The organism is Pseudomonas sp. S09G 359 (genome assembly GCF_002843605.1).
GTDB lineage: Bacteria > Pseudomonadota > Gammaproteobacteria > Pseudomonadales > Pseudomonadaceae > Aquipseudomonas.
In genome coordinates this window covers 3,851,200-3,872,876 of sequence record NZ_CP025263.1, presented here as the reverse complement: position 1 = coordinate 3,872,876, position 21,677 = coordinate 3,851,200, and the positions used below count along the sequence as shown (strand labels likewise).

The window sequence follows — 21,677 nt, the reverse complement described above, 5'->3', positions numbered from 1 at the left end:
GGGCAAGCCCCCTCCCACATTTGAATATTTGTACTCTTAAGTTCGGGTGAAGGTACCGGTGCCCTTGAGGATGTTCTGCAAGGTTTCTTCCAGCTCGGCCATGTCCGATGCGGCGGTGGCGTGGGTGATCTGCAACTGGTCCTTGCCACCCAAGGCATCGGCATCGCCCGCCGCCAGCTCCACCAGCAGGGTGGTGTCGCTCAGCGTGACCTTCAAACCGTCCAGGGTCGACGGCTCATAATCCCAGGTCAGCTCGACTTCTTCCTCGTCCGGGTAGCGGCTGAGCATGAACATTTCGCCGTTCTTGCCGTGGCAGCAGAGCATGGCCATGTTGTCTTCTTCTTCGTCGCACGGGGTGGCCATCAGTGCGTCGGTTTTCAGTTGCAGCATGGGAAATCCTGTCTGGGGTAGGGCATTACGCGGGCAATTGTGCCATTGCGGCGAATTTTGTGCTGCTCCCTGTGTCACACCCAGTGCATGACCTGACGGGCTGTATCAGTCATTTCTGGTACTCAGGGCGTAGGAAATAGCTGGTTTTTCTGCCGGAAATTCTCGGTTGCCCAAGTTGCAACCCGGAGCCTGCTTACCGATGACCGAATATGTCGCAGCGTCGCAAGCAGCTGTCTTCCTACTCTCGTTAAGCTGCGCAACGGATGCGCTCTCGTTGCAAAGCCTGCCAGGCGTCTGACCTGCCCGTCGTACCGTCACCCGGCAAGGTGCGCATCTTATGGAAGTTGTATGTGACCTCATTGTCTTGTCCAGCTTCACCCACCTGTCACCCTGTTTCGTTTATGGTTAGTCGCACGGCTATTTACGAACAGCGCTGACGGTCTCCCCGCAAGGGGATAACACGCGACGCTTCCATCAATAACAAGCCCAAGCGGAGTACCACAGATGGCGTTCTTCACCGCAGCCAGCAAGGCCGACTTCCAGCATCAACTGCAAGCGGCACTGGCGCAGCACATCAGTGAACAGGCACTGCCACAAGTGGCGCTGTTCGCTGAACAATTTTTCGGCATCATTTCCCTGGACGAACTGACCCAGCGTCGCCTTTCCGACCTGGCCGGTTGCACCCTGTCTGCCTGGCGCCTGCTTGAGCGCTTTGACCACACCCAACCGCAAGTGCGGGTCTACAACCCCGATTACGAACGTCATGGCTGGCAGTCGACCCACACTGCGGTCGAAGTGCTGCACCATGACCTGCCGTTCCTGGTGGACTCGGTACGCACCGAGCTGAACCGCCGTGGCTACAGCATCCACACCCTGCAAACCACCGTACTCAGCGTGCGCCGTGGCAAAAAGGGCGAGTTGCTGGAGATTTTGCCAAAAGGCACCCAGGGCGAAGACATCCAGCAAGAATCGCTGATGTACCTGGAAATCGACCGCTGCGCCAACGCCGCCGAACTGAACGTGCTGAGCAAAGAGCTGGAGCAGGTGCTGGGCGAAGTGCGCGTGGCCGTGGCCGATTTCGAACCGATGAAAGCCAAGGTCCAGGACCTGCTGGCCGGTATCGACGCCAGCCGGTTCAGCATCGACGGCGAAGAAAAAGCCGAAATCAAGAACTTCCTCGAATGGCTGGTGGGCAACCACTTCACCTTCCTTGGCTATGAAGAATTCGTGGTACGTGACGAGGCGGACGGCGGGCATATCGAATATGACGCCAGCTCCTTCCTCGGTCTGACCAAGCTGCTGCGCGCCGGCCTCACCGCCGACGACCTGCGCATCGAAGACTATGCGGTGGCCTACCTGCGTGAACCGACCGTGCTGTCGTTCGCCAAGGCCGCGCACCCAAGCCGCGTGCACCGCCCGGCTTACCCGGACTACGTGTCGATCCGTGAGATCGATGCCGACGGCAAGGTCATCAAGGAACACCGTTTCATGGGCCTGTACACCTCGTCGGTGTATGGCGAAAGCGTGCGCGTGATCCCGTATATCCGTCGCAAAGTCGCCGAGATCGAACGCCGCTCGGGCTTCCAGCCCAAGGCGCACCTGGGCAAGGAGCTTGCCCAGGTCGTTGAAGTGCTGCCGCGTGACGACCTGTTCCAAACCCCGGTCGACGAGCTGTTCAGCACCGTGATGTCGATCGTGCAGATCCAGGAACGCAACAAGATCCGCGTGTTCCTGCGTAAAGACCCGTACGGTCGTTTCTGCTACTGCCTGGCCTACGTGCCGCGCGACATCTACTCCACCGAAGTGCGCCAGAAGATCCAGCAAGTGCTGATGGATCGCCTGAAAGCTTCGGACTGCGAGTTCTGGACGTTCTTCTCCGAATCCGTGTTGGCTCGCGTGCAACTGATTCTGCGGGTAGACCCGAAGAACCGCCTGGACATCGACCCGCTGCAGCTGGAAAAAGAAGTGGTGCAGGCCTGCCGCAGCTGGCAGGACGACTACTCCAGCCTCGTCGTCGAAAGCTTCGGCGAAGCCCAAGGCACCAACGTGCTGGCAGACTTCCCGAAAGGCTTCCCGGCCGGCTACCGCGAGCGTTTCGCGGCGCATTCGGCCGTGGTCGACATGCAGCACCTCAACAGCCTCACCGAAGCCAATCCGCTGGTGATGAGCTTCTATCAGCCGCTGGGCCAGGTGTCCGGCCAGCGCGAGCTGCATTGCAAGCTCTACCACGCCGATACCCCGCTGGCACTCTCCGACGTGCTGCCGATCCTGGAAAACCTTGGCCTGCGCGTGCTCGGTGAATTCCCGTACCGCCTGCGTCACGCCAATGGCCGTGAGTTCTGGATCCATGACTTCGCGTTCATCGCTGCCGAAGGCGTGAACCTGGATATCCAGCAGCTCAACGACACCCTGCAGGACGCCTTCGTGCACATCGTGCATGGTGACGCCGAGAACGACGCGTTCAACCGCCTGGTGCTCACCGCCGGCCTGCCATGGCGCGACGTCGCGCTGCTGCGTGCCTACGCCCGCTACCTGAAGCAGATCCGCCTGGGCTTCGACCTCGGTTACATCGCCAGCACCCTGAACAACCACACCGACATCGCCCGCGAGTTGACCCGGTTGTTCAAGACGCGCTTCTACCTGGCGCGCAAGCTCACCGCCGACGATCTCGAAGACAAGCAGCTCCGCCTGGAACAAGCGATCCTCAGTGCCCTGGACGATGTTCAGGTGCTCAACGAAGACCGTATCCTGCGGCGCTACCTGGACCTGATCAAGGCGACCCTGCGTACCAACTTCTACCAGACCGACGCCAACGGCCAGAACAAGTCGTACTTCAGCTTCAAGTTCGACCCGCGTGCCATTCCTGAGCTGCCGAAGCCGGTGCCGAAGTTTGAAATCTTCGTGTACTCGCCACGCGTTGAAGGCGTGCACCTGCGCTTTGGCAACGTCGCCCGTGGCGGCCTGCGCTGGTCCGACCGTGAAGAAGACTTCCGTACCGAAGTGCTGGGCCTGGTAAAAGCCCAGCAAGTGAAGAACTCGGTCATCGTGCCCGTGGGCGCGAAGGGCGGCTTCCTGCCGCGTCGCCTGCCATTGGGCGGCACCCGCGACGAAATCGCGGCCGAGGGCATTGCCTGCTATCGCATCTTCATTTCCGGCCTGTTGGACATTACCGACAACCTGAAAGACGGCGCCCTGGTGCCACCGGCCAACGTCGTGCGCCATGACGACGATGACCCGTACCTGGTGGTGGCTGCGGACAAGGGCACTGCGACCTTCTCCGACATCGCCAACGGCATCGCCATCGACTACGGCTTCTGGCTGGGCGATGCGTTCGCTTCCGGCGGTTCCGCCGGTTACGACCACAAGAAAATGGGCATTACCGCCAAGGGCGCATGGGTCGGCGTGCAGCGTCACTTCCGTGAGCGCGGCATCAATGTGCAGGAAGACAGCATCACGGTAGTCGGCGTCGGCGACATGGCCGGTGACGTGTTCGGTAACGGCTTGTTGATGTCCGACAAGCTGCAACTGGTCGCGGCCTTCAACCACCTGCATATTTTCATCGATCCAAACCCGAACCCGGCCACCAGCTTCGTTGAGCGTCAGCGCATGTTCGAGCTGCCGCGTTCGGCCTGGACCGACTACGACACCAGCATCATGTCCGAAGGCGGCGGTATCTTCTCGCGCAGCGCGAAGAGCATTGCCATCTCGCCACAGATGAAGGAACGCTTCGACATTTCGGCCGACAAGCTGACCCCGACCGAACTGCTGAACGCCTTGCTCAAGGCGCCGGTGGACCTGTTGTGGAACGGCGGCATCGGCACCTACGTCAAGGCCAGCACCGAAAGCCACGCCGACGTGGGCGACAAGGCCAACGACGCGCTGCGCGTCAACGGCAACGAGCTGCGCTGCAAGGTAGTGGGCGAGGGCGGTAACCTCGGCATGACCCAGTTGGGTCGGGTTGAATTCGGCCTCAATGGCGGTGGTTCCAACACCGACTTTATCGACAACGCCGGTGGTGTGGACTGCTCCGACCATGAAGTGAACATCAAGATCCTGCTCAACGAAGTGGTGCAGGCCGGTGACATGACCGACAAGCAGCGTAACCAGCTGCTGGCGAGCATGACCGACGAAGTCGGCAACCTGGTGTTGGGCAACAACTACAAGCAGACCCAGGCCCTGTCCCTGGCTGCGCGCCGTGCCTACGAGCGTGCCGCCGAGTACAAACGCCTGATGAGCGACCTGGAAGGCCGTGGCAAGCTGGACCGCGCCATCGAGTACCTGCCGACCGAGGAGCAGCTCAGCGAGCGCGCCGCGAATGGCAAGGGCCTGACGCGTCCGGAGCTGTCGGTGTTGATCTCCTACAGCAAGATCGACCTCAAGGAAGCGCTGCTCAAGTCGCTGGTACCGGATGACGAGTACCTGACCCGTGACATGGAGACCGCGTTCCCACCGAGCCTGGTGGCCAAGTTCTCCGAGGCCATGCGTCGCCACCGTCTGAAGCGTGAGATCGTCAGCACCCAGATCGCCAACGACCTGGTCAACCACATGGGCATCACCTTCGTTCAACGGCTCAAAGAGTCGACCGGCATGAGCCCGGCGAACGTGGCCGGCGCTTATGTGATCGTGCGCGACATCTTCCACCTCCCGCACTGGTTCCGTCAGATCGAAGCCCTGGACCACCAGGTCTCCGCCGACGTGCAACTGGAGCTGATGGATGAACTGATGCGCCTGGGCCGCCGCGCTACGCGCTGGTTCCTGCGCAGCCGTCGCAACGAGCAGGACGCTGGCCGCGACACCGCGCACTTCGGTCCGCACCTGGCGGCGTTGGGCCTCAAGCTCGACGAACTGCTGGAAGGCCCGACGCGCGAAGGTTGGCAGAACCGCTACCAGGCCTACACCGAAGCCGGTGTGCCTGAGCTGTTGGCGCGCATGGTTGCCGGTACGACTCACCTGTACACCTTGCTGCCGATCATCGAAGCTGCCGACGTGACCGGGCATGACGCCGCCGAAGTGGCCAAGGCCTATTTCGCCGTGGGCAGCGCCCTGGACTTGCCGTGGTACCTGCAGCAGATCAGCGATCTGCCGGTGGCCAACAACTGGCAGGCCCAGGCCCGCGAAGCGTTCCGCGACGACGTGGACTGGCAGCAACGCGCGATCACCATCTCGGTACTGCAAATGGCCGATGCGCCACAAGACATGGAAGCCCGCGTGGCCCTGTGGCTTGAGCAGCACCAGGACATGGCTGATCGCTGGCGCGCGATGATGGTGGAAATTCGTGCTGCGGTCGGCACGGACTACGCCATGTACGCGGTGGCTAACCGTGAACTGCTGGACCTGGCGTTGAGCGGTCAGTCGGTGCTGCAACCGGCTTGATTACGCGGTAAAACAAAAGCCCCTGCATTGTGAGATGCAGGGGCTTTTTTGTTGGACCACTATCTATTAAACAATGAAGAGCAAATGTGGGAGCGGGCTTGCTCGCGAATGCGCTGGTTCAGTAAATGCATCATTGACTGATACACCGCATTCGCGAGCAAGCCCGCTCCCACAATTTTAATCTCCATTTGCCTGGGATCAGTGGTGTTTCAGCAACTTGGATTCCAGGTGATCCAGGTGCTTTTTGTTGGAACACTATTTATCAAGTGCCAGTGGGCTCATGTGGGAGGGGGCTTGCCCCCGATAGCGGTGAGCCAGTCATTAAGAGGTTGACTGACCCACTGCCATCGGGGGCAAGCCCCCTCCCACATTTAGATCTCCATTTAATCTGGAGATCAGTGGTGTTTCAGCAACTTGGATTCCAGGTGATCCAGGTGCTGGGTCATCAGTGCCGCAGCGGCAGCCGAATCCCGCTGTTCAATGGCATCCACAATCGCCACATGCTCCTGCCACGCGCAATACGTGCAGGCTTTCGATTCATATTGAGCAATGATCAACGAGGTCAACGGCACCAGGCTATTGAGAAACTGCGCCAATGGCGCGTTGCCCGCCATCGCCGCCAGTTGCAGATGAAACTCCCCGGAAAGCCGGATCGCCGGCCCACGCTGGTCGCGCTCGATGCACTCACGCTCCCGGCTGATCAGCTCGCGCAACTGGCGTACTTGCGCGGCGGTGGCGTGGGCGCAGGCCAGTTGCACCACGGTCATCTCGGTCATGCGCCGCGCTTCGAGGATCTGCCGCGTTTGCTGGGCATCCGGCGCGGCGACCTGGGCGCGTTGGTTGGGGCGCAGGATGATCACTTGCTGATGGGACAGCTTGGCCAGCACCCGCCGAATCACGCTGCGGCTGACGCCAAACGTTTCGCCAAGGCCTTCTTCGGTAAAACGGCTGGCCGGGGCGATGCGTTGTTCGAGGATGGCGTCGAACAGCCGTGGGTAGATGTCATCCACCGAAGGCTTTTTGCCGGCCACCAGGCGCAGGGTGGGCAGGGTGGGTTCGCGTTGCAAGGCGTAGGCGGTCATGGCCGTTCTCCTAAAATTCAGCTACCCAGGTGGTCGTCCGGGATGTTCAAGCGAATGCCCATGCGCAGGCCTTCCTGGAGGATGTGCCGACGCATCTCGGCACTGGCCAGGGCGCTGTTCTTGTTGCGGATGGCGCGCACCACGGCTTCGTTTTCCTGCAGGCGCTCTGCCAGGTGTTCGGGTGAGTTGCGCAGCACCTGGGCGCTTTGCTTGAGCGCGTTGCTGGTTTGCTGCACCACATTCTGGAAAATCGGGTTGGAGGTGAGCGCGAACAGTTCTTCGTGGAAGTCGATGTAGGCATTCATGCCGGCTTCGGCGTCCCCGGCGTCGAGGGCTTCGCGCATGTCCATCAGGTTCAGGCGCAATTGGCCGACTTCCTTGCTGCTGATGGACTGGGCTACCAGACCGACAATGAACGGTTCGAGGGTGTAGCGCAGTTGCAGGATGTCTTCGAGACTGGCGTCGGCCACGGCGTCGCTGGATTGCGGCTCGCTGACGCTGGTTTCCAGTACCACCACGCCTTTGCCGGGCATGGAGCGCACCAGGCCGAGGGTTTCCAGCACGATCACCGCTTCACGCAGGCTGGGGCGGCTGATGCCCATCTGTTCGGCCAGTTCACGCTGGCCGGGGAGCATTTCACCCCGGCGCCACTGGCCCCGCGCCAAGGCGGCGCGGAGTTTTTCTACGACTGAATTAACGACGGTTGAGGTGCTGATCACGTCTACGTCTCCTTGATGTTGCACATACGGTAGCCAAGTGGGCGATGGTCAAAATGTGGGAGCGGGCTTGCTCGCGAATGCTGTGTATCAGTCAACACATCTGTTATTGAAAGACCGCATTCGCGAGCAAGCCCGCTCCCACATTGGAGGTGTGTGGCCCTAGAACTCCTGATGCGCCGGCAACACCGGTTTCTTGGCCTGGAAGGCATAACCTTGCTGGCCGTCGAGGACCTTGTTGGCGCGCTGGATATCAATGTCCTTTTCCCAGCGGGCGATGGCCACGGTGGCGACGCAGTTGCCGATCAGGTTGGTCAACGCGCGCCCGATGCCCATGAACCAGTCCACAGCCAGCACCAGCACCAGCCCGACCACCGGAATCGCCGGGATCGCGGTCAGCGTTGCCGCCAGGATCACCAGCGCCGAACCGGGGATACCGTGGGCGCCCTTGGAGGTGATCAGCGACACCAGCAGGATGGTCAGCAGGTCGGTCATCGACAGCGGCGTGCCGGTGGCGTTGGCGATAAATACGATGGCCAGGGTCAGGTAGATGGAGAAACCGTCGAGGTTGAACGAATACCCGGTTGGAATCACCAAGCCGACGGTGGAGCTGCCAATGCCGAGGTGCTCCAGCTTGCGCATGATCTGTGGCAGCACGGCGTCGGAGGAGGCGGTGCCCATCACGATCAGCAGCTCTTCGCGCAGGTACTTGAGCAGCGGCAGCATGCGCAGGCCCGACAGGCGCATCACCAGGCCGAGGATCAGCGCGACGAAGGCAAAGCAGGTCAGGTAGAACAAACCGACCAGGCTGCCCAGGTGTTGCAACGAGTCCAGGCCATAGGTGCTGGTGGTAAAGGCGATAGCGCCGAACACGCCGATCGGCGCCAGGCGCACGATCATGCCCATGATGCGGAAAATGACGTGGCTCAGTTCGTTGATCAAGCGCGAGATGCCCGAGGCGGCTTCGCCCACCAGGTTCAACGCGCTGCCGAACAGCACTGAAAACAGCAGCACTTGCAGCACATTGTTATCGGCGAAGGCGCCGATCACCGAGTTGGGGATCAGGTCCATCAGGAACTGGCTGGTGCCCTTGATGTGCTGGCCCTTGTCGGCCAGTTCATTCAAACCGGCGGAGGAGAGCTGTTCCAGGTGGATATTGGCGCCTTGGCCGATACCGGTGCTGAAGGCCATGATCAGGCCGATCACCAGGGCGATGGTGGTCAGCACTTCAAAGTAGATCACCGACTTGAGGCCGATGCGCCCGACTTTCTTCAAGTCGCCGGCGCCGGAAATGCCGCTGACCACCACGCAGAACACGATCAGGCCGATCAGCATCTTGATCAGCTTGATAAAGCCGTCACCCAGCGGTTTGAGTTGCGAGGAGAATTCGGGAAGGGCCAAGCCGCAAATGATGCCGAGCATCAAACCGATCACGACTTGCAGGAAAATCGAACGCGAGCACCATCTGAGCATGGGAGGGATCTCTATTCGGTGCCCTGGTGGTTCCAGGGCTTAATTGTTGTGGTCTTACCGGTAAGTCCAGTGCGGGGCCAGTCTACGCTGGGTTTTTTTGAATCTACAAGTAAAAATTCTGCGGTGGGCGGGTCCCGGTCTGACCAGTGAGTCGGTGAGGGCGATGCTTGAGCGGTTGCCGGGCTGGAAATTTTTTCGCTTATCATCCGTTGCTCGGCATAAGAGGTGACGGATGGATACACCTGGACTGACCACAGACGACACCGGGCAGACCCACTGCAGCTGGCGCACGGCCGCGCCGCAATACCCGCATTACCACGATCACGAGTGGGGCGTGCCGGTGGCGGATGATATCCAGCTGTACGAGAAGATCTGCCTGGAGGGCTTTCAGGCCGGCATGGCGTGGATCACCATCCTGCGCAAGCGCGAGCAGTTTCGCGCGGCGTTCGACGGGTTTGATTTTCGCCGCGTGGCGCAGTACGGCGAGACGGACATTGAGCGGCTGATGCAGGACCCGGGCATCGTGCGCAATCGGGCGAAGATCGTCTCGGCTATCAACAATGCGCGCAGGGCGTGTGCGCTGGTGGAGGAAACCGGGTCGCTGGCGCGTTGGTTATGGGCATTTGAACCGGCCCCTGAAGAGCGCCCGGCCGTGGTGGACCTGGCTTACTGGACGGCTAACCCGACGTCCCCGGCCTCGGTGCGTTTATCCAAAGCCTTGAAGAAACGCGGCTGGACCTTTGTCGGCCCGACCACGATGTATGCGCTGATGCAAGCGATGGGCATGGTCAATGACCATCTCGACGGTTGCGCCTGCCGACCAAGGATCGAGCAACTGCGCCGCCAGTTCAAACGGCCGTGAACTCCCTGGCAAACGAAGAGCAAAATGTGGGAGCGGGCTTGCTCGCGAATGCGGTGGTTCAGCCTACGCAGCTGGTGACTGACATACCGCATTCGCGAGCAAGCCCGCTCCCACATTTGTTCGCTGGCGCAGATTATTTGTGTGGCAGCGGGGTGAGCACTTCAGCCTTGTCATCCAGCACCATCACCACCAGCAGCTTGGCCGGCTGTGTCTGGCTGGCATTGCTCGATTCAAAGTGCCGCGAGCCGGCCGGCTCGTAGAAAGATTCGCCCACCTTGTAGGTTTTTGCCTGCTCATCATTCACCCGCGAGGTGATCGCGCCTTCCAGCACGTAGGCCACCGCCGTGCCGGTATGGCTATGCGGCACGGTGGCCTGGCCTGGGGCGTAGTCCACGGTGAGCATGATGGTTTTTTTGCCGGGTACATTGGTCAGCGCGTGTTCTTGCAGCACCTTGATCGATTCCTGGTTGTACACGGGTTCGTGGGCAAAGGCGCTGAGGGAGGCGAGCATGAGGCTGGTTGCGAGCAGGCGTTTCATGGCGAGGTTTCCAAGTGGTTCGAGACCTGTTCACCCTACGCCGCGCGCACGGGCTGACCAATGACCAATCCTGCGGAAAATCCCCTAGCCAATCTGCTGCAGGATATCGCGCACCTTGTCCAGCGCCGGGTCGATGTCGAGGGTTTCGATGGCGCCAAAACCGATGATCAGCCCCGGGCGCACGGGCGCGTCGTGGAAGAACACGTCCAGTGGATACAGCCCCACCTCGACCTGGCGCGCCAACTGAATCAGCAGCGGGATATTCACCGGTACCTTGCACAAGGCGGCCATATGGAAGCCGGCCACCGTCGGCACCGCTTCAAACCAGGGCGACAGATCCCCCGCCAGGCGTTGCAGGATGCGCTCACGGCGCCCGGCATACACGCTGTGGCAGCGACGGATATGCTTGAGCAGGTAGCCCTCGTCGATAAACTTGGCCAGCGCCCATTGCGGCAGCGTGGAGCTATGCTGGTCGGTCAGTTGCTTGGCCTTGAGCACCGCGCCGTGGATTGCCGGCGGCAGCACCGCATAGCCCAGGCGCAACTCCGGCAGCAGGGTTTTCGAGAACGTCCCTACGTAGGTCACCACACCTCGGGTGTCCATGCTTTGCAGGGAATCGGTGGGGCGCCCTTCGTAGCGGAACTCGCTGTCGTAGTCGTCCTCGATGATGATTGCGCCCAGCTCGAACGCACGTGCCAGCAGGGCTTCACGGCGTGGCAGGCTCATAGACATGCCGAGGGGGAATTGGTGCGACGGCGTGACATAGATCAGCCGCGTGCCGAGGGGAATCTGCTCAACCTGGATGCCCTGTGCGTCCACCGGCACACTGGCGACGCTGGCCCCCATGGCCTGGAACAGCTGGCGCGCGGGGCTGTAGCCGGGGTCTTCCATGGCGACGATGCAGCCCGGCTCCAGCACCACACGGGCGATCAGGTCCAGGGCCTGCTGCGCGCCATTGGTGACCACGATGTCGCTGTCACGGCATTTGACCCCACGGGAAAACGCAATATGCCCGGCGATCGCACTGCGCAGCGCCGGCAAACCTTCGGGCTGGCTGTAGAACCCGCTGTTCTGCGCGATACGCCGCAGCGCGTCCTGGGTGCAGCGCCGCCATTCATCCTGGGGGAACTGATGGCGGCTGGTGGCACCGCCGATAAACTCGTAGCGCAACGTGCTGTCGCGGGTCGGGTGGCGCATGGGCGAGGGCAGCGCTTGCCATTTCGCCAGGTTGGCGGCGCAGGCCAGGTCGGTGGCGGTTTGCAGGCGTTCAGCCTGCGGTGTGTGGGCGTTGACGAAGGTGCCACGGCCGGTCTTGCCCACCAGCAGGCCTTCGTAGGTGAGGGTGGCGTAGGTGTCGGACACGGTCTTGCGCGACACGCCCAGTTGTTCGGCGAGCAAGCGGCTGGGTGGCAGTTGCGCGCCGGCAGCCAGGCGCCCGGAGCCAATGGCTTCGCGCAACTGCTGGTACAACTGTTCGGCCAAGTCCTTGCGGCCGTTGATCACCACGTGCAGTTCCATAGTTCATCCAAAGGCACCAAGTCTGCGCCAAGGTTACTCGCTCGTGGGGCGCGCTCAAAATGGTCTATTTGTAAACCGTAGGATTGGCTATAGGGCTTATTTCCGCTGGGCTCTAGGCTGTGTTCTCACTTTGCGAGAACCGCCCCATGGAACCCCGTCTGGATTACTACACCGCCTCGCCGCAAGCGCTCAAGGGCATGTTGATGCTGGAGGCGAACACCTTTGGCCTGTCCATCGAGAAGCCGCTGCTGGAGCTGATCAAGATCCGCGTCTCGCAACTCAACCACTGCGGGTTCTGCACCGATATGCACTCGATGGCGGCGCTGCAGCGCGGGGAGTCGGAACGGCGCTTGTTCGCGCTGTGCGTATGGCGTGATTCGCCGCTTTTCACGGCGCGGGAGAGGGCGGCCTTGGCCTGGAGCGAGTCGGTGGCGACGCTGCCGACCTCCACCGTTTCAGATGAGCTGTTCGCGGCGGTACGCGTGGAGTTCAGCGAGCAGGAGCTGGTGGACCTGACCATGGCGGTGTCCAGCATCAGTGGCTGGAACCGCCTGGCGGTAAGCTTTCGCCAGCAACCGCCCAACGCCTGAGTACACCGCCGCTCCCACATTGCTATCAGGACAGGAAGCCGCCATCCACGTTCAGCGACACGCCGGTGGTGTAGCTCGAGGCATCGCTGGCCAGGTACAGCACCGCACCGGCCATCTCGCTCGGGTCGGCCACGCGCTTGAGCGGGATCTGCGCCAGGGCCGTTTTCAGGATCGCGTCGTTCTTTACCAGCGCCGAGGCGAACTTGGTGTCGGTCAGGCCTGGCAGCAGGGCGTTGCAACGGATGCCAAACGCCGCGCATTCCTTGGCAAAGACCTTCGTCATGTTGATCACGGCGGCCTTGGTCACCGAGTAGATGCCCTGGAACACGCCCGGGGAAATGCCGTTGATCGACGCGACGTTGATGATGCTGCCACCGCCGTTTTCGCGCATCAGCTTGCCGGCTTCCACCGACATGAAGAAGTAGCCGCGGATGTTGACGTCGACGGTCTTCTGGAACGCGCCCAAGTCGGTGTCCAGCACGTTGCAGAACTGCGGGTTGGTCGCGGCGTTATTGACCAGGATATCCAGGCGCCCGAACTGTTCACGAATGCCGGCGAACACCTGGGTGATCTGCTCCATTTCACCGATATGGCAGGCAATGGCCGTGGCCTTGCCGCCGTCGGCGATGATCGCGTCGGCGACGTGTTGGCAGCCTTCCAGTTTGCGGCTGGAGACGATCACGTGGGCGCCTTGCTGGGCCAGCAACTTGGCGATGGCCTCGCCGATGCCACGGCTGGCGCCGGAAACGAAAGCGATTTTGCCGTCGAGGTCGAACAGGTTGGTCTTGGACATGGGAGTTCCTTGTTGTAGTCGATCAGAGCGCGGATTTGCCGATGACATTCAGGCTCATCTGCTCCAGCAGCTTGTTCATGTGGATGAACTGCGCAAAGCGTTTGTCCTGGGTCTGGCCATGGAAGAAGCGGTAGTAGATCTGCTGCACGATGCCGGCCAGGCGGAACAGGCCGTAGGTGTAGTAGAAATCGAAATTGTCGATCTGGATGCCTGAGCGTTCGGCGTAGTAGTCGACGAACTCGCGTCGGCTGAGCATGCCGGGGGCGTTGCTCGGCTGGCGGCGCATCAGTTGCACGGGTGCAGGGTCGCCGGCTTCGATCCAGTAGGCGAGGGTATTGCCGAGGTCCATCAGCGGGTCGCCGAGGGTGGTCAGCTCCCAGTCCAGTACCCCGATGATCTGCATCGGGTTATGCGGGTCGAGGATCACGTTGTCGAAGCGGTAGTCGTTGTGCACGATGCTGGAGGTGGGGTGGTCGGCCGGCATCTTGTCGTTGAGCCAGGCGCGCACGGCTTCCCATTTGGGCGCGTCGGGGGTCAGGGCTTTCTCATAGCGGTCGCTCCAGCCACGAATCTGCCGGGCCACGTAGCCTTCGGGTTTGCCCAGGTCGGCCAGGCCGCAGGCGCTGTAGTCGACCTGGTGCAGCTCGACGAATTTATCGATGAAGCTTTTGCACAGGGCTTCGGTCTTGGCCGCGTCCAGGCCCAGCTCGGCGGGCAGGTCGGAGCGCAGGATGATGCCGTTGACGCGCTCCATCACGTAGAACTCGGCGCCGATCACCGACTCGTCGGTGCAATGCACGTAGGCCTTGGGGCAATACGGGAAACCGTCTTTAAGCTGGTTGAGAATGCGGTATTCGCGACCCATGTCGTGGGCGGACTTGGCCTTGTGGCCAAAGGGCGGGCGGCGCAGCACGAATTCCTGGCCGGGGTATTCCAGCAGGTAGGTCAGGTTGGACGCGCCACCGGGGAACTGGCTGATTGTGGGGGTGCCGCTCAGGCCCGGGATATGGGCCTTGAGGTAGGGATCGATCAGGCTGGCATCAAGTTCTTCGCCTGGGCGAATCTGGGTCGATTGGTCGTTCAGCGCCATGCTTATCCCTTCTGCTTATTCTAAAGGCCTCGGACTATTTCCTAATCTAATGCGCACGACCGCCCAGCGACAAGGTCGAGGCGGCTTAATAGGTTAGCGTGTTGGATGATAATCAGCGTGCCTGATCGGTCATTTTTCGGGCGCGGGCAAGGCGACCGGCGTGAGCACCGGGCGGCCGGCAAAGTATTCCACCAGGTTGTCGGCTACACGCTGCACGGTGTCGTGGGCGGCTTCGGGCGACAGGCCGGCAACGTGGGAGGTGAGCACGGTATTGCCCAAGCGCTTGAGGGCGTCCGGCACCTTGGGTTCGTCGTCGAACACGTCCAGCGCGGCACCGCCGATACGCCGCTGTTCGAGGGCGGCCACCAGGTCGGCGGTGACCACCACGCTGCCGCGGCCGATATTCACCAGGTAACCGTTGGGGCCGAGGGCGTCGAGTGCGTGGCGATCGATCAGGTGGCGGGTGCTGGCGCCGCCGGGTGTGGCCAGGATCAGGAAGTCCGAGGTGCGCGCCAGTTCGACGGCGGTGGCGCAGTAGGTGTAGTCCACATCGTCACGCGGCTGGCGGTTGTGGTAGCTCACTTCCATGCCGAACCCCAGGGCGGCGCGCTTGGCGATCTCCAACCCCACCGCGCCCAGCCCGAGAATGCCCAGCTGCTTGCCGCCCAGGGACGGGCGCATCACCTTGGGCCACTCGTTGCGGCGCACGGCGGCGTCGGTCTGCGGTATGCCGCGCACCAGCGACAGCAGCAGCGCCATGGCGTGGTCGGCCACCGACGGCGCGTTCACGCCGGCGCCGTTGGTGACCACGATCCCACGGTTGCTGGCGGCCTGCAGGTCGACGTGCTCGTAGCCGGCGCCGATCACACAGATGATCTCCAGCAGCGGCAGGGCGGCGATTTCCTCGGCATACAGCCCCAGCGGGCCACGGGTGAGTACGGCGTTGATCTGGCCGCCATGGGCCTTGATGGCCTGGGCGCGTTCCGCCGGCGTCGGCGCCAGGATCAGGTGAAAATCATTGCTCTCGATGATTTGCAGGTATTCGTTGATGGTTTCAACCAGAACCAGAACAGTGGTGGTCATCGGAACGCTCTTCCTGAAGGGTTTGAGGGGATGAGTATGCGCGAAAAAGTCTACGGCAGGCGCGAGCGTGCTCGCACCTGGCGTGTTTGTGTGGTCAGAAGTTGAGATCAGCGGCGCGCACGCGCCGTACAAATGCGCCCGCCAGCGTCGCATTGTGATGCTCGATAATCGCCTCGGCCTTCAGCGCCGGGGTGTCCATGCAGGTGTGGCCGTCTTCAGGCAATACCACCGACAGCCCCAACTCAACCGCCACCCGGCACGTAGTGTCGATGCAGAACTGGGTTTTCATGCCGACGATCACCAGTTCCGTCACGTTGGCGGCCTTGAGTTGCTGCGCCAGGTCGGTGCCCAGGAAGCAACTGGGGCGGGTTTTGTTGAAGCAATGATCGCGGGCTTCATCGACATGCAGTGCATGCCACAGCTGCCACAGCGGGCTGCCTGCCTCGATCGGCGAGCCCGCCGGGCCGGTGTGGCGGGCAACGAAAATCGGCGCGTCGGCCTCGCGGGCGCGCTGGATCAGCTGGTTGATAGTGCCCAGTACACGCTCGCGTTCGAAGGGTTTGTCCGGGCCATCGTACAAGCCGGTTTGCATATCGATAATCAACAGGGCGTCAGCCATGGTGGTGCTCCTTGTGAGTGCCAGATGGCGGAGCAATAAAAAGGCCCCGTCCATTGCTGGCGGGGCCTTGGGTTGAATCTGTGAAGTGTTTGGCTAACCCTCACAGCCACCGCGCGACCCGCCGTAAGCGGTCGTGGTGGTGGTGCGGGTGAGGTTCAGCTGAGTCAGGTTCATGGCCCGATCATGCTGCGGCAGGCGCAGGGCTGTCAACCGGAAGCAGGGTGTTTCGTGCGGCATCCAGGAACTCATCTGACAGTTCAGTGCCTCGTGTCGCACGAGCGAGGGTAATGGCGCCGATCATCATGGCGTACTTGGCCAGCATGCTCTGGCGGTCACCGCCTTCAAGCTGCGCGAAGATCTCCAACGACTGCTCGACGCCCGCGATGAAGGCGTGCTGTAAGGCTGTGTCGGCGGGTTCGCGGCACATGTCCGGGGAAAATGCCGAGATCGGGCAGCCGTCCCCGGGGTTATCACGATGGGTCGCCGACAGGTACGGGGCCATTACTGCCTGCCGGGCCGCTGGCAGGTCTTCACTGCGGTGGATCTTGTCTTGCCAGCCCAGGTTCGCCTGCTTGAACGCCTGTTGGCAGGCTTCTGTCGCCAGCGCTTCCTTGGACGCGAAGTGCCCGTAGAAGCCGCCATGGGTCAGGCCGGCGGCGGCCATCACGTCCGACAGGCTGATACCGTGCAGCCCGCGCTCACGAAACAGGTGCGTGGCGGCCTCGACGATGATTTCGCGGTTGAGTTCGGCTTGTTTGCGGGAAACGCGTGGCATGGCGGGGCTCACAGGAAAAAGGCGGTGCATGGGTAAAAGCTACAGGAACCCACGGGATTCTAAAATAGATTTGTATGGGAATGTATTATCTGCACCGTGCCAAAGCCCACGCAAACCCATGCGTGTGGCGCCCTTTGAGGGTCTGCACCGGCTAACCGTTCCTCAGCTAAGTCTTTGCTTATTCACAAGAATCCCGGACAATCCGGCCCCTTCTATGGTCGGGGCGCTGCCTGTCAGGTTTTTCTGACTCGTCCCGGCTATGTAAATGCGGAGATCCGACCGGATGAATGATCAGGCCAATAGCGTCGACGAACGCTATGCAACGACACCTGCAACCCTCGCAAGCTGGAGCCGCCAGGACACCACCTGGATGCTCGGCCTGTTCGGCACCGCCATTGGCGCCGGCACTTTGTTTCTGCCCATCAACGCCGGCCTGGGCGGCTTCTGGCCCCTGGTGATCCTGGCCGCGCTGGCCTTCCCGATGACGTTCTTCGCCCACCGTGGCCTGACCCGTTTCGTACTGTCCGGCCGGGAAGGCTCCGACATTACTGACGTGGTGGAAGAGCACTTCGGCATCAAGGCTGGTGCACTGATCACCTTGCTGTACTTCTTTGCGATTTTCCCGATCCTGCTGATCTACAGCGTGGCGTTGACCAACACCGTCGGCAGCTTCATGGAGCACCAGTTGCACATCATGCCGCCGCCACGCGCGATTCTGTCGCTGGTGCTGATCCTGGGCCTGCTGGCGGTGGTGCGCTGCGGTGAGCAAGTGATCGTCAAGGCCATGAGCCTGATGGTGTATCCGTTTATCGTCGCCTTGCTATTCCTGGCGGTGTACCTGATCCCACATTGGACCGGCGGTATTCTCACCACGGCCAGTGAAGTGCCGGCGCCTTCTGCATTGCTCAACACCCTGTGGCTGGCGATTCCGGTGATGGTGTTCTCGTTCAACCACTCGCCGATCATCTCGGCGTTTGCGGTGGACCAGAAGCGCCAGTACGGCGCGAACGCCGATCAGCGCAGCTCGCAGATCCTGTCCCGTGCGCACCTGTTGATGGTGGTGATGGTGCTGTTCTTCGTGTTCAGCTGCGTGCTGACCCTGTCGCCAGCGCAGCTGGCCGAGGCGAAAGCGCAGAACCTGTCGATCCTGTCGTACCTGGCCAACCACTTCGACAACCCGACCATCGCCTTCGCCGCACCGTTGATTGCATTCGTGGCGATTGCCAAGTCGTTCCTGGGCCACTACATCGGTGCCAGTGAAGGCCTCAAGGGCCTGGTGCTGAAAACCGGTCGTCGCCCGGCAGCCAAGTCCCTGGACCGCATGACCGCCGCGTTCATGCTGGTGGTGTGCTGGGTGGTTGCCACACTCAACCCAAGCATCCTTGGCATGATCGAAACCCTGGGCGGGCCGATCATTGCGTCGATCCTGTTCCTGATGCCGATGTATGCCATTCGCAAAGTACCGGCCATGGCCAAGTACCGTGGGCAGGCGTCTAACGTGTTTGTCACGGCGGTAGGCCTGGTGGCGATTACGGCGTTGGTGTATTCGTTTATTGCTTGAGTCGTAGCGCTGCTGTGAAGTTGTGAAAATCTAAAAATGTGGGAGCGGGCTTGCTCGCGAATGCGGTCTATCAGTCAAATCATCAGTGACTGACCCAGCGCATTCGCGAGCAAGCCCGCTCCCACATTTGTTTTGTGTTGTTGTTACTACTGTATTCCAGGCATAAAAAAACGCCGCGTATCTTGCGATACGCGGCGATCTGGTCGAAGTTCAGGTGGCGGATGCCGATGTATGCCATTCGCAAAGTACCGGCCATGGCCAAGTACCGTGGGCAGGCGTCTAACGTGTTTGTCACGGCGGTAGGCCTGGTGGCGATTACGGCGTTGGTGTATTCGTTTATTGCTTGAGTCGTAGCGCTGCTGTGAAGTTGTGAAAATCTAAAAATGTGGGAGCGGTCTTGCTCGCGAATGCGGTCTATCAGTCAAATCATCAGTGACTGACCCAGCGCATTCGCGAGCAAGCCCGCTCCCACATTTGTTTTGTGTTGTTGTTACTACTGTATTCCAGGCATAAAAAAACGCCGCGTATCTTGCGATACGCGGCGTTTTTTACGTCACAACATATTAGGCTTGAATCACCGGAATGTTGGCGCTTGCTGCGATCTTGCGGAACTCGGCGATCTGGTCGAAGTTCAGGTAGCGGTAGACGTCACTGGCCATGGTGTCCAGTTTCGCTGCGTAGCCCATGTACTCTTCGACGGTCGGCAGGCGACCCAGGGTGGAAGCTACTGCCGCCAACTCGGCCGAGGCCAGGTAGACGTTCGCGCCATCACCCAGACGGTTCGGGAAGTTACGGGTCGAGGTCGACACAACGGTCGAATTCGGCTCAACACGTGCCTGGTTACCCATGCACAGCGAGCAGCCCGGCATTTCCATGCGCGCGCCAGCCTTGCCGTAGATGCCGTAGTAGCCTTCTTCGGTCAGTTGGTGAGCGTCCATCTTGGTCGGCGGCGACAGCCACAGACGGGTTGGCAGCTGGCCCTTGACCTGCTCGAGCAGCTTACCGGCAGCGCGGAAGTGACCGATGTTGGTCATGCACGAACCGATGAACACTTCGTCGATCTTCTCACCGGCAACGCTGGACAACAGACGGGCATCGTCCGGGTCGTTAGGGGCGCAGAGGATCGGCTCGTTGATTTCCGACAGATCGATTTCGATGATTTCGGCGTATTCGGCGTCGGCATCGGCTTCCATCAGTTCCGGGTTGGCTACCCAGGCTTCCATCGCTTGGGCACGACGTTCCAGGGTACGTGCATCGCCGTAGCCTTCGCCGATCATCCAGCGCAGCAGGGTGATGTTGGAGTTCAGGTACTCGGTTACGGAATCTTTCGACAGCTTGATGGTGCAACCGGCAGCCGAACGTTCAGCCGAGGCGTCGGACAGCTCGAAAGCCTGTTCCAGCGTCAGGTCGTTCAGGCCTTCGATTTCCAGGATGCGGCCGGAGAAGGCGTTTTTCTTGCCTTTCTTCTCTACGGTCAGCAGGCCAGCCTGGATCGCGTAGTAAGGAATGGCATGAACCAGGTCACGCAGGGTGATGCCAGGTTTCATTTTGCCTTTGAAGCGCACCAGGATCGATTCCGGCATGTCCAGTGGCATTACGCCAGTGGCTGCGGCGAACGCCACCAGGCCGGAACCGGCCGGGAACGAGATGCCCATCGGGAAACGGGTGTGGGAGTCACCACCGGTACCCACGGTATCCGGCAGCAGCATGCGGTTCAGCCAGCTGTGGATGATGCCGTCGCCAGGACGCAGCGATACACCGCCACGGGTCATGATGAAGTCAGGCAGGGTGTGGTGGGTGGTCACGTCGATCGGCTTAGGGTACGCCGCGGTGTGGCAGAAGGACTGCATGACCAGATCGGTCGAGAAGCCCAGGCACGCCAGGTCTTTCAGTTCGTCACGGGTCATCGGACCGGTGGTGTCCTGGGAGCCCACGGTGGTCATCTTCGGTTCGCAGTAGGTGCCAGGACGAACGCCTTTGCCTTCTGCCAGGCCACATGCACGGCCAACCATTTTCTGTGCCAGGGTGAAGCCTTTGCCGGTGTCGACAGGTGCTTCAGGCAGCTTGAACAGGTCGGTAGGGCCCAGGCCCAGTTCGGCACGGGCCTTGTCGGTCAGGCCGCGACCGATGATCAGCGGGATACGGCCGCCGGCGCGGACTTCGTCCAACAGCACCGGGGTCTTCATTTCGAAGGTGGTCAGGACTTCATCGGTGCCGTGTTTGCAGACTTTGCCAGCATGCGGGTACAGGTCGATCACGTCGCCCATGTTCATGTTGGTGACGTCGAATTCGATTGGCAGTGCGCCAGCATCTTCCATGGTGTTGTAGAAGATTGGAGCGATCTTGCTGCCGAAGCAGAAGCCGCCAGCGCGCTTGTTCGGCACGTAAGGGACGTCGTCGCCGAAGAACCACAGTACCGAGTTGGTTGCCGATTTACGCGACGAACCCGTACCGACCACGTCACCGACGTAGGCGATCGGGAAGCCTTGGCCGCGCATCTCTTCGATCTGCTTCATCGGGCCGGTCTTGCCTTGCTCGTCCGGCACGATGCCTTCACGAGCCATTTTCAGCATGGCCAGGGCGTGCAGCGGGATGTCAGGGCGGGACCAGGCGTCCGGGGCAGGGGACAGGTCGTCGGTGTTGGTTTCGCCGGTAACCTTGAACACGCGCAGGCTGATCTTGTCGGCCAGGGTTGGGCGGTTACGGAACCATTCGCCGTCAGCCCAGGACTGGATCACGCCTTTGGCGTGCTCGTTGCCGTTCTTGGCTTTTTCGGCCACGTCGTGGAACGCGTCGAACATCAGCAGGGTGTGCTTGAGTTGGGCGGCGGCGACAGGCGCCAGCTCGGCGTCGTCCAGCAGCTCGACCAACGTCACGATGTTGTAGCCGCCTTGCATGGTGCCAAGCAGTTCAACAGCGCGTTTCTTGCTGATCAGGGGGGAAGTGGCTTCGCCCTTGGCCAGGGCAGACAGGAAACCGGCCTTGACGTAGGCAGCTTCGTCAACACCTGGTGGAATGCGGTTGGTGATCAGGTCAACGAGGAATTCTTCTTCGCCAGCCGGAGGATTTTTCAGCAGCTCGACCAGGCCTGCGGTTTGTTCGGCATTAAGCGGCTGGGGAACAATACCCAGGGCTGCACGCTCTTCGATATGTTTGCGGTAGGCTTCAAGCACAGTTATTACCCTCATCAGTGGTCCCACGGGACGCTCATCCA

At 61.2% G+C, this 21,677-nt stretch carries 16 protein-coding genes and 1 pseudogene; 5 read left to right on the top strand and 12 right to left on the bottom strand.

Translation table 11 applies throughout. The annotated features are described in order from the left end of the window. Nucleotides 1-36 precede the first annotated feature (36 nt). A complete protein-coding gene (locus tag CXQ82_RS17510; RefSeq protein WP_101271206.1) occupies nt 37-390 on the bottom strand; it encodes a hypothetical protein in 354 nt (117 codons plus the stop codon). A gap of 504 nt (nt 391-894) precedes the next feature. Between CXQ82_RS17510 and CXQ82_RS17505 the strand changes: the two genes are divergently transcribed. Further along, a complete protein-coding gene (locus tag CXQ82_RS17505; protein WP_101271204.1) occupies nt 895-5,763 on the top strand; it encodes an NAD-glutamate dehydrogenase in 4,869 nt (1,622 codons plus the stop codon). A 395-nt stretch (nt 5,764-6,158) separates the two neighbouring features. Here CXQ82_RS17505 and CXQ82_RS17500 read toward each other — a convergent pair whose 3' ends face one another. From CXQ82_RS17500 to CXQ82_RS17490, 3 genes are all read right to left on the bottom strand, one after another. Further along, the gene (locus tag CXQ82_RS17500; RefSeq protein ID WP_101271202.1) at nt 6,159-6,845 is read right to left on the bottom strand and encodes a GntR family transcriptional regulator; all 687 of its coding nucleotides are present in this window, start codon (nt 6,843-6,845) and stop codon (nt 6,159-6,161) included. A 17-nt stretch (nt 6,846-6,862) separates the two neighbouring features. After that, nucleotides 6,863-7,564, bottom strand: coding sequence for a FadR/GntR family transcriptional regulator (locus tag CXQ82_RS17495; protein ID WP_101271200.1), 702 nt, complete (start codon nt 7,562-7,564; stop codon nt 6,863-6,865). A 159-nt stretch (nt 7,565-7,723) separates the two neighbouring features. Then, a complete protein-coding gene (locus CXQ82_RS17490; RefSeq protein ID WP_177409959.1) occupies nt 7,724-9,049 on the bottom strand; it encodes a C4-dicarboxylate transporter DctA in 1,326 nt (441 codons plus the stop codon). A 217-nt stretch (nt 9,050-9,266) separates the two neighbouring features. On the opposite strand from CXQ82_RS17490, the gene CXQ82_RS17485 reads away from it, so the two are divergent. Continuing rightward, entirely contained in the window at nt 9,267-9,896 is a 630-nt protein-coding gene (locus tag CXQ82_RS17485; protein WP_101271196.1) for a DNA-3-methyladenine glycosylase I, read from the top strand. A 133-nt stretch (nt 9,897-10,029) separates the two neighbouring features. Here CXQ82_RS17485 and CXQ82_RS17480 read toward each other — a convergent pair whose 3' ends face one another. Together CXQ82_RS17480 and CXQ82_RS17475 are read right to left on the bottom strand one after the other, a co-directional pair. Beyond that, complete coding sequence (locus CXQ82_RS17480) at nt 10,030-10,434, bottom strand: cupin domain-containing protein (protein ID WP_101271194.1); 405 nt, start codon at nt 10,432-10,434, stop codon at nt 10,030-10,032. An 84-nt stretch (nt 10,435-10,518) separates the two neighbouring features. Continuing rightward, entirely contained in the window at nt 10,519-11,952 is a 1,434-nt protein-coding gene (locus tag CXQ82_RS17475) for a PLP-dependent aminotransferase family protein (protein WP_101271192.1), read from the bottom strand. Between the two features lie 146 nt (nt 11,953-12,098). On the opposite strand from CXQ82_RS17475, the gene CXQ82_RS17470 reads away from it, so the two are divergent. Continuing rightward, entirely contained in the window at nt 12,099-12,542 is a 444-nt protein-coding gene (locus CXQ82_RS17470) for a carboxymuconolactone decarboxylase family protein (RefSeq protein WP_101271190.1), read from the top strand. A gap of 25 nt (nt 12,543-12,567) precedes the next feature. On the opposite strand, the gene CXQ82_RS17465 is transcribed toward CXQ82_RS17470, so the two are convergent. The 5 genes from CXQ82_RS17465 to CXQ82_RS17445 form a co-directional block, all read right to left on the bottom strand. Next, nucleotides 12,568-13,335, bottom strand: a complete 768-nt coding sequence (locus tag CXQ82_RS17465) for an SDR family oxidoreductase (protein WP_101271188.1) — start codon at nt 13,333-13,335, stop codon at nt 12,568-12,570. Nucleotides 13,336-13,357: 22 nt separating this feature from the next. Then, nucleotides 13,358-14,425: a phosphotransferase family protein gene (locus CXQ82_RS17460; RefSeq protein ID WP_101271186.1), complete on the bottom strand. Its 1,068-nt coding sequence runs from the start codon at nt 14,423-14,425 to the stop codon at nt 13,358-13,360. Between the two features lie 129 nt (nt 14,426-14,554). Then, entirely contained in the window at nt 14,555-15,508 is a 954-nt protein-coding gene (locus CXQ82_RS17455) for a 2-hydroxyacid dehydrogenase (protein ID WP_101271184.1), read from the bottom strand. A 94-nt stretch (nt 15,509-15,602) separates the two neighbouring features. After that, on the bottom strand, nt 15,603-16,127 hold the full coding sequence (locus CXQ82_RS17450; protein ID WP_101271182.1) for a cysteine hydrolase family protein: 525 nt from the start codon (nt 16,125-16,127) through the stop codon (nt 15,603-15,605). Nucleotides 16,128-16,308: 181 nt separating this feature from the next. Then, nucleotides 16,309-16,902, bottom strand: coding sequence for a TetR/AcrR family transcriptional regulator (locus CXQ82_RS17445; RefSeq protein WP_101271180.1), 594 nt, complete (start codon nt 16,900-16,902; stop codon nt 16,309-16,311). A 283-nt stretch (nt 16,903-17,185) separates the two neighbouring features. Between CXQ82_RS17445 and CXQ82_RS17440 the strand changes: the two genes are divergently transcribed. Beyond that, entirely contained in the window at nt 17,186-18,463 is a 1,278-nt protein-coding gene (locus CXQ82_RS17440) for a serine/threonine transporter (RefSeq protein WP_101271178.1), read from the top strand. A gap of 221 nt (nt 18,464-18,684) precedes the next feature. Then, nucleotides 18,685-18,810 (top strand): annotated as a pseudogene (locus CXQ82_RS31995) (HAAAP family serine/threonine permease); the annotation flags it as partial. Nucleotides 18,811-19,026: 216 nt separating this feature from the next. On the opposite strand, the gene acnB reads toward CXQ82_RS31995, so the two are convergent. Beyond that, nucleotides 19,027-21,636 (bottom strand): bifunctional aconitate hydratase 2/2-methylisocitrate dehydratase, encoded by a 2,610-nt coding sequence (gene acnB, locus CXQ82_RS17430; protein WP_101271176.1) that lies wholly within the window; start codon nt 21,634-21,636, stop codon nt 19,027-19,029. Nucleotides 21,637-21,677: the final 41 nt, after the last annotated feature.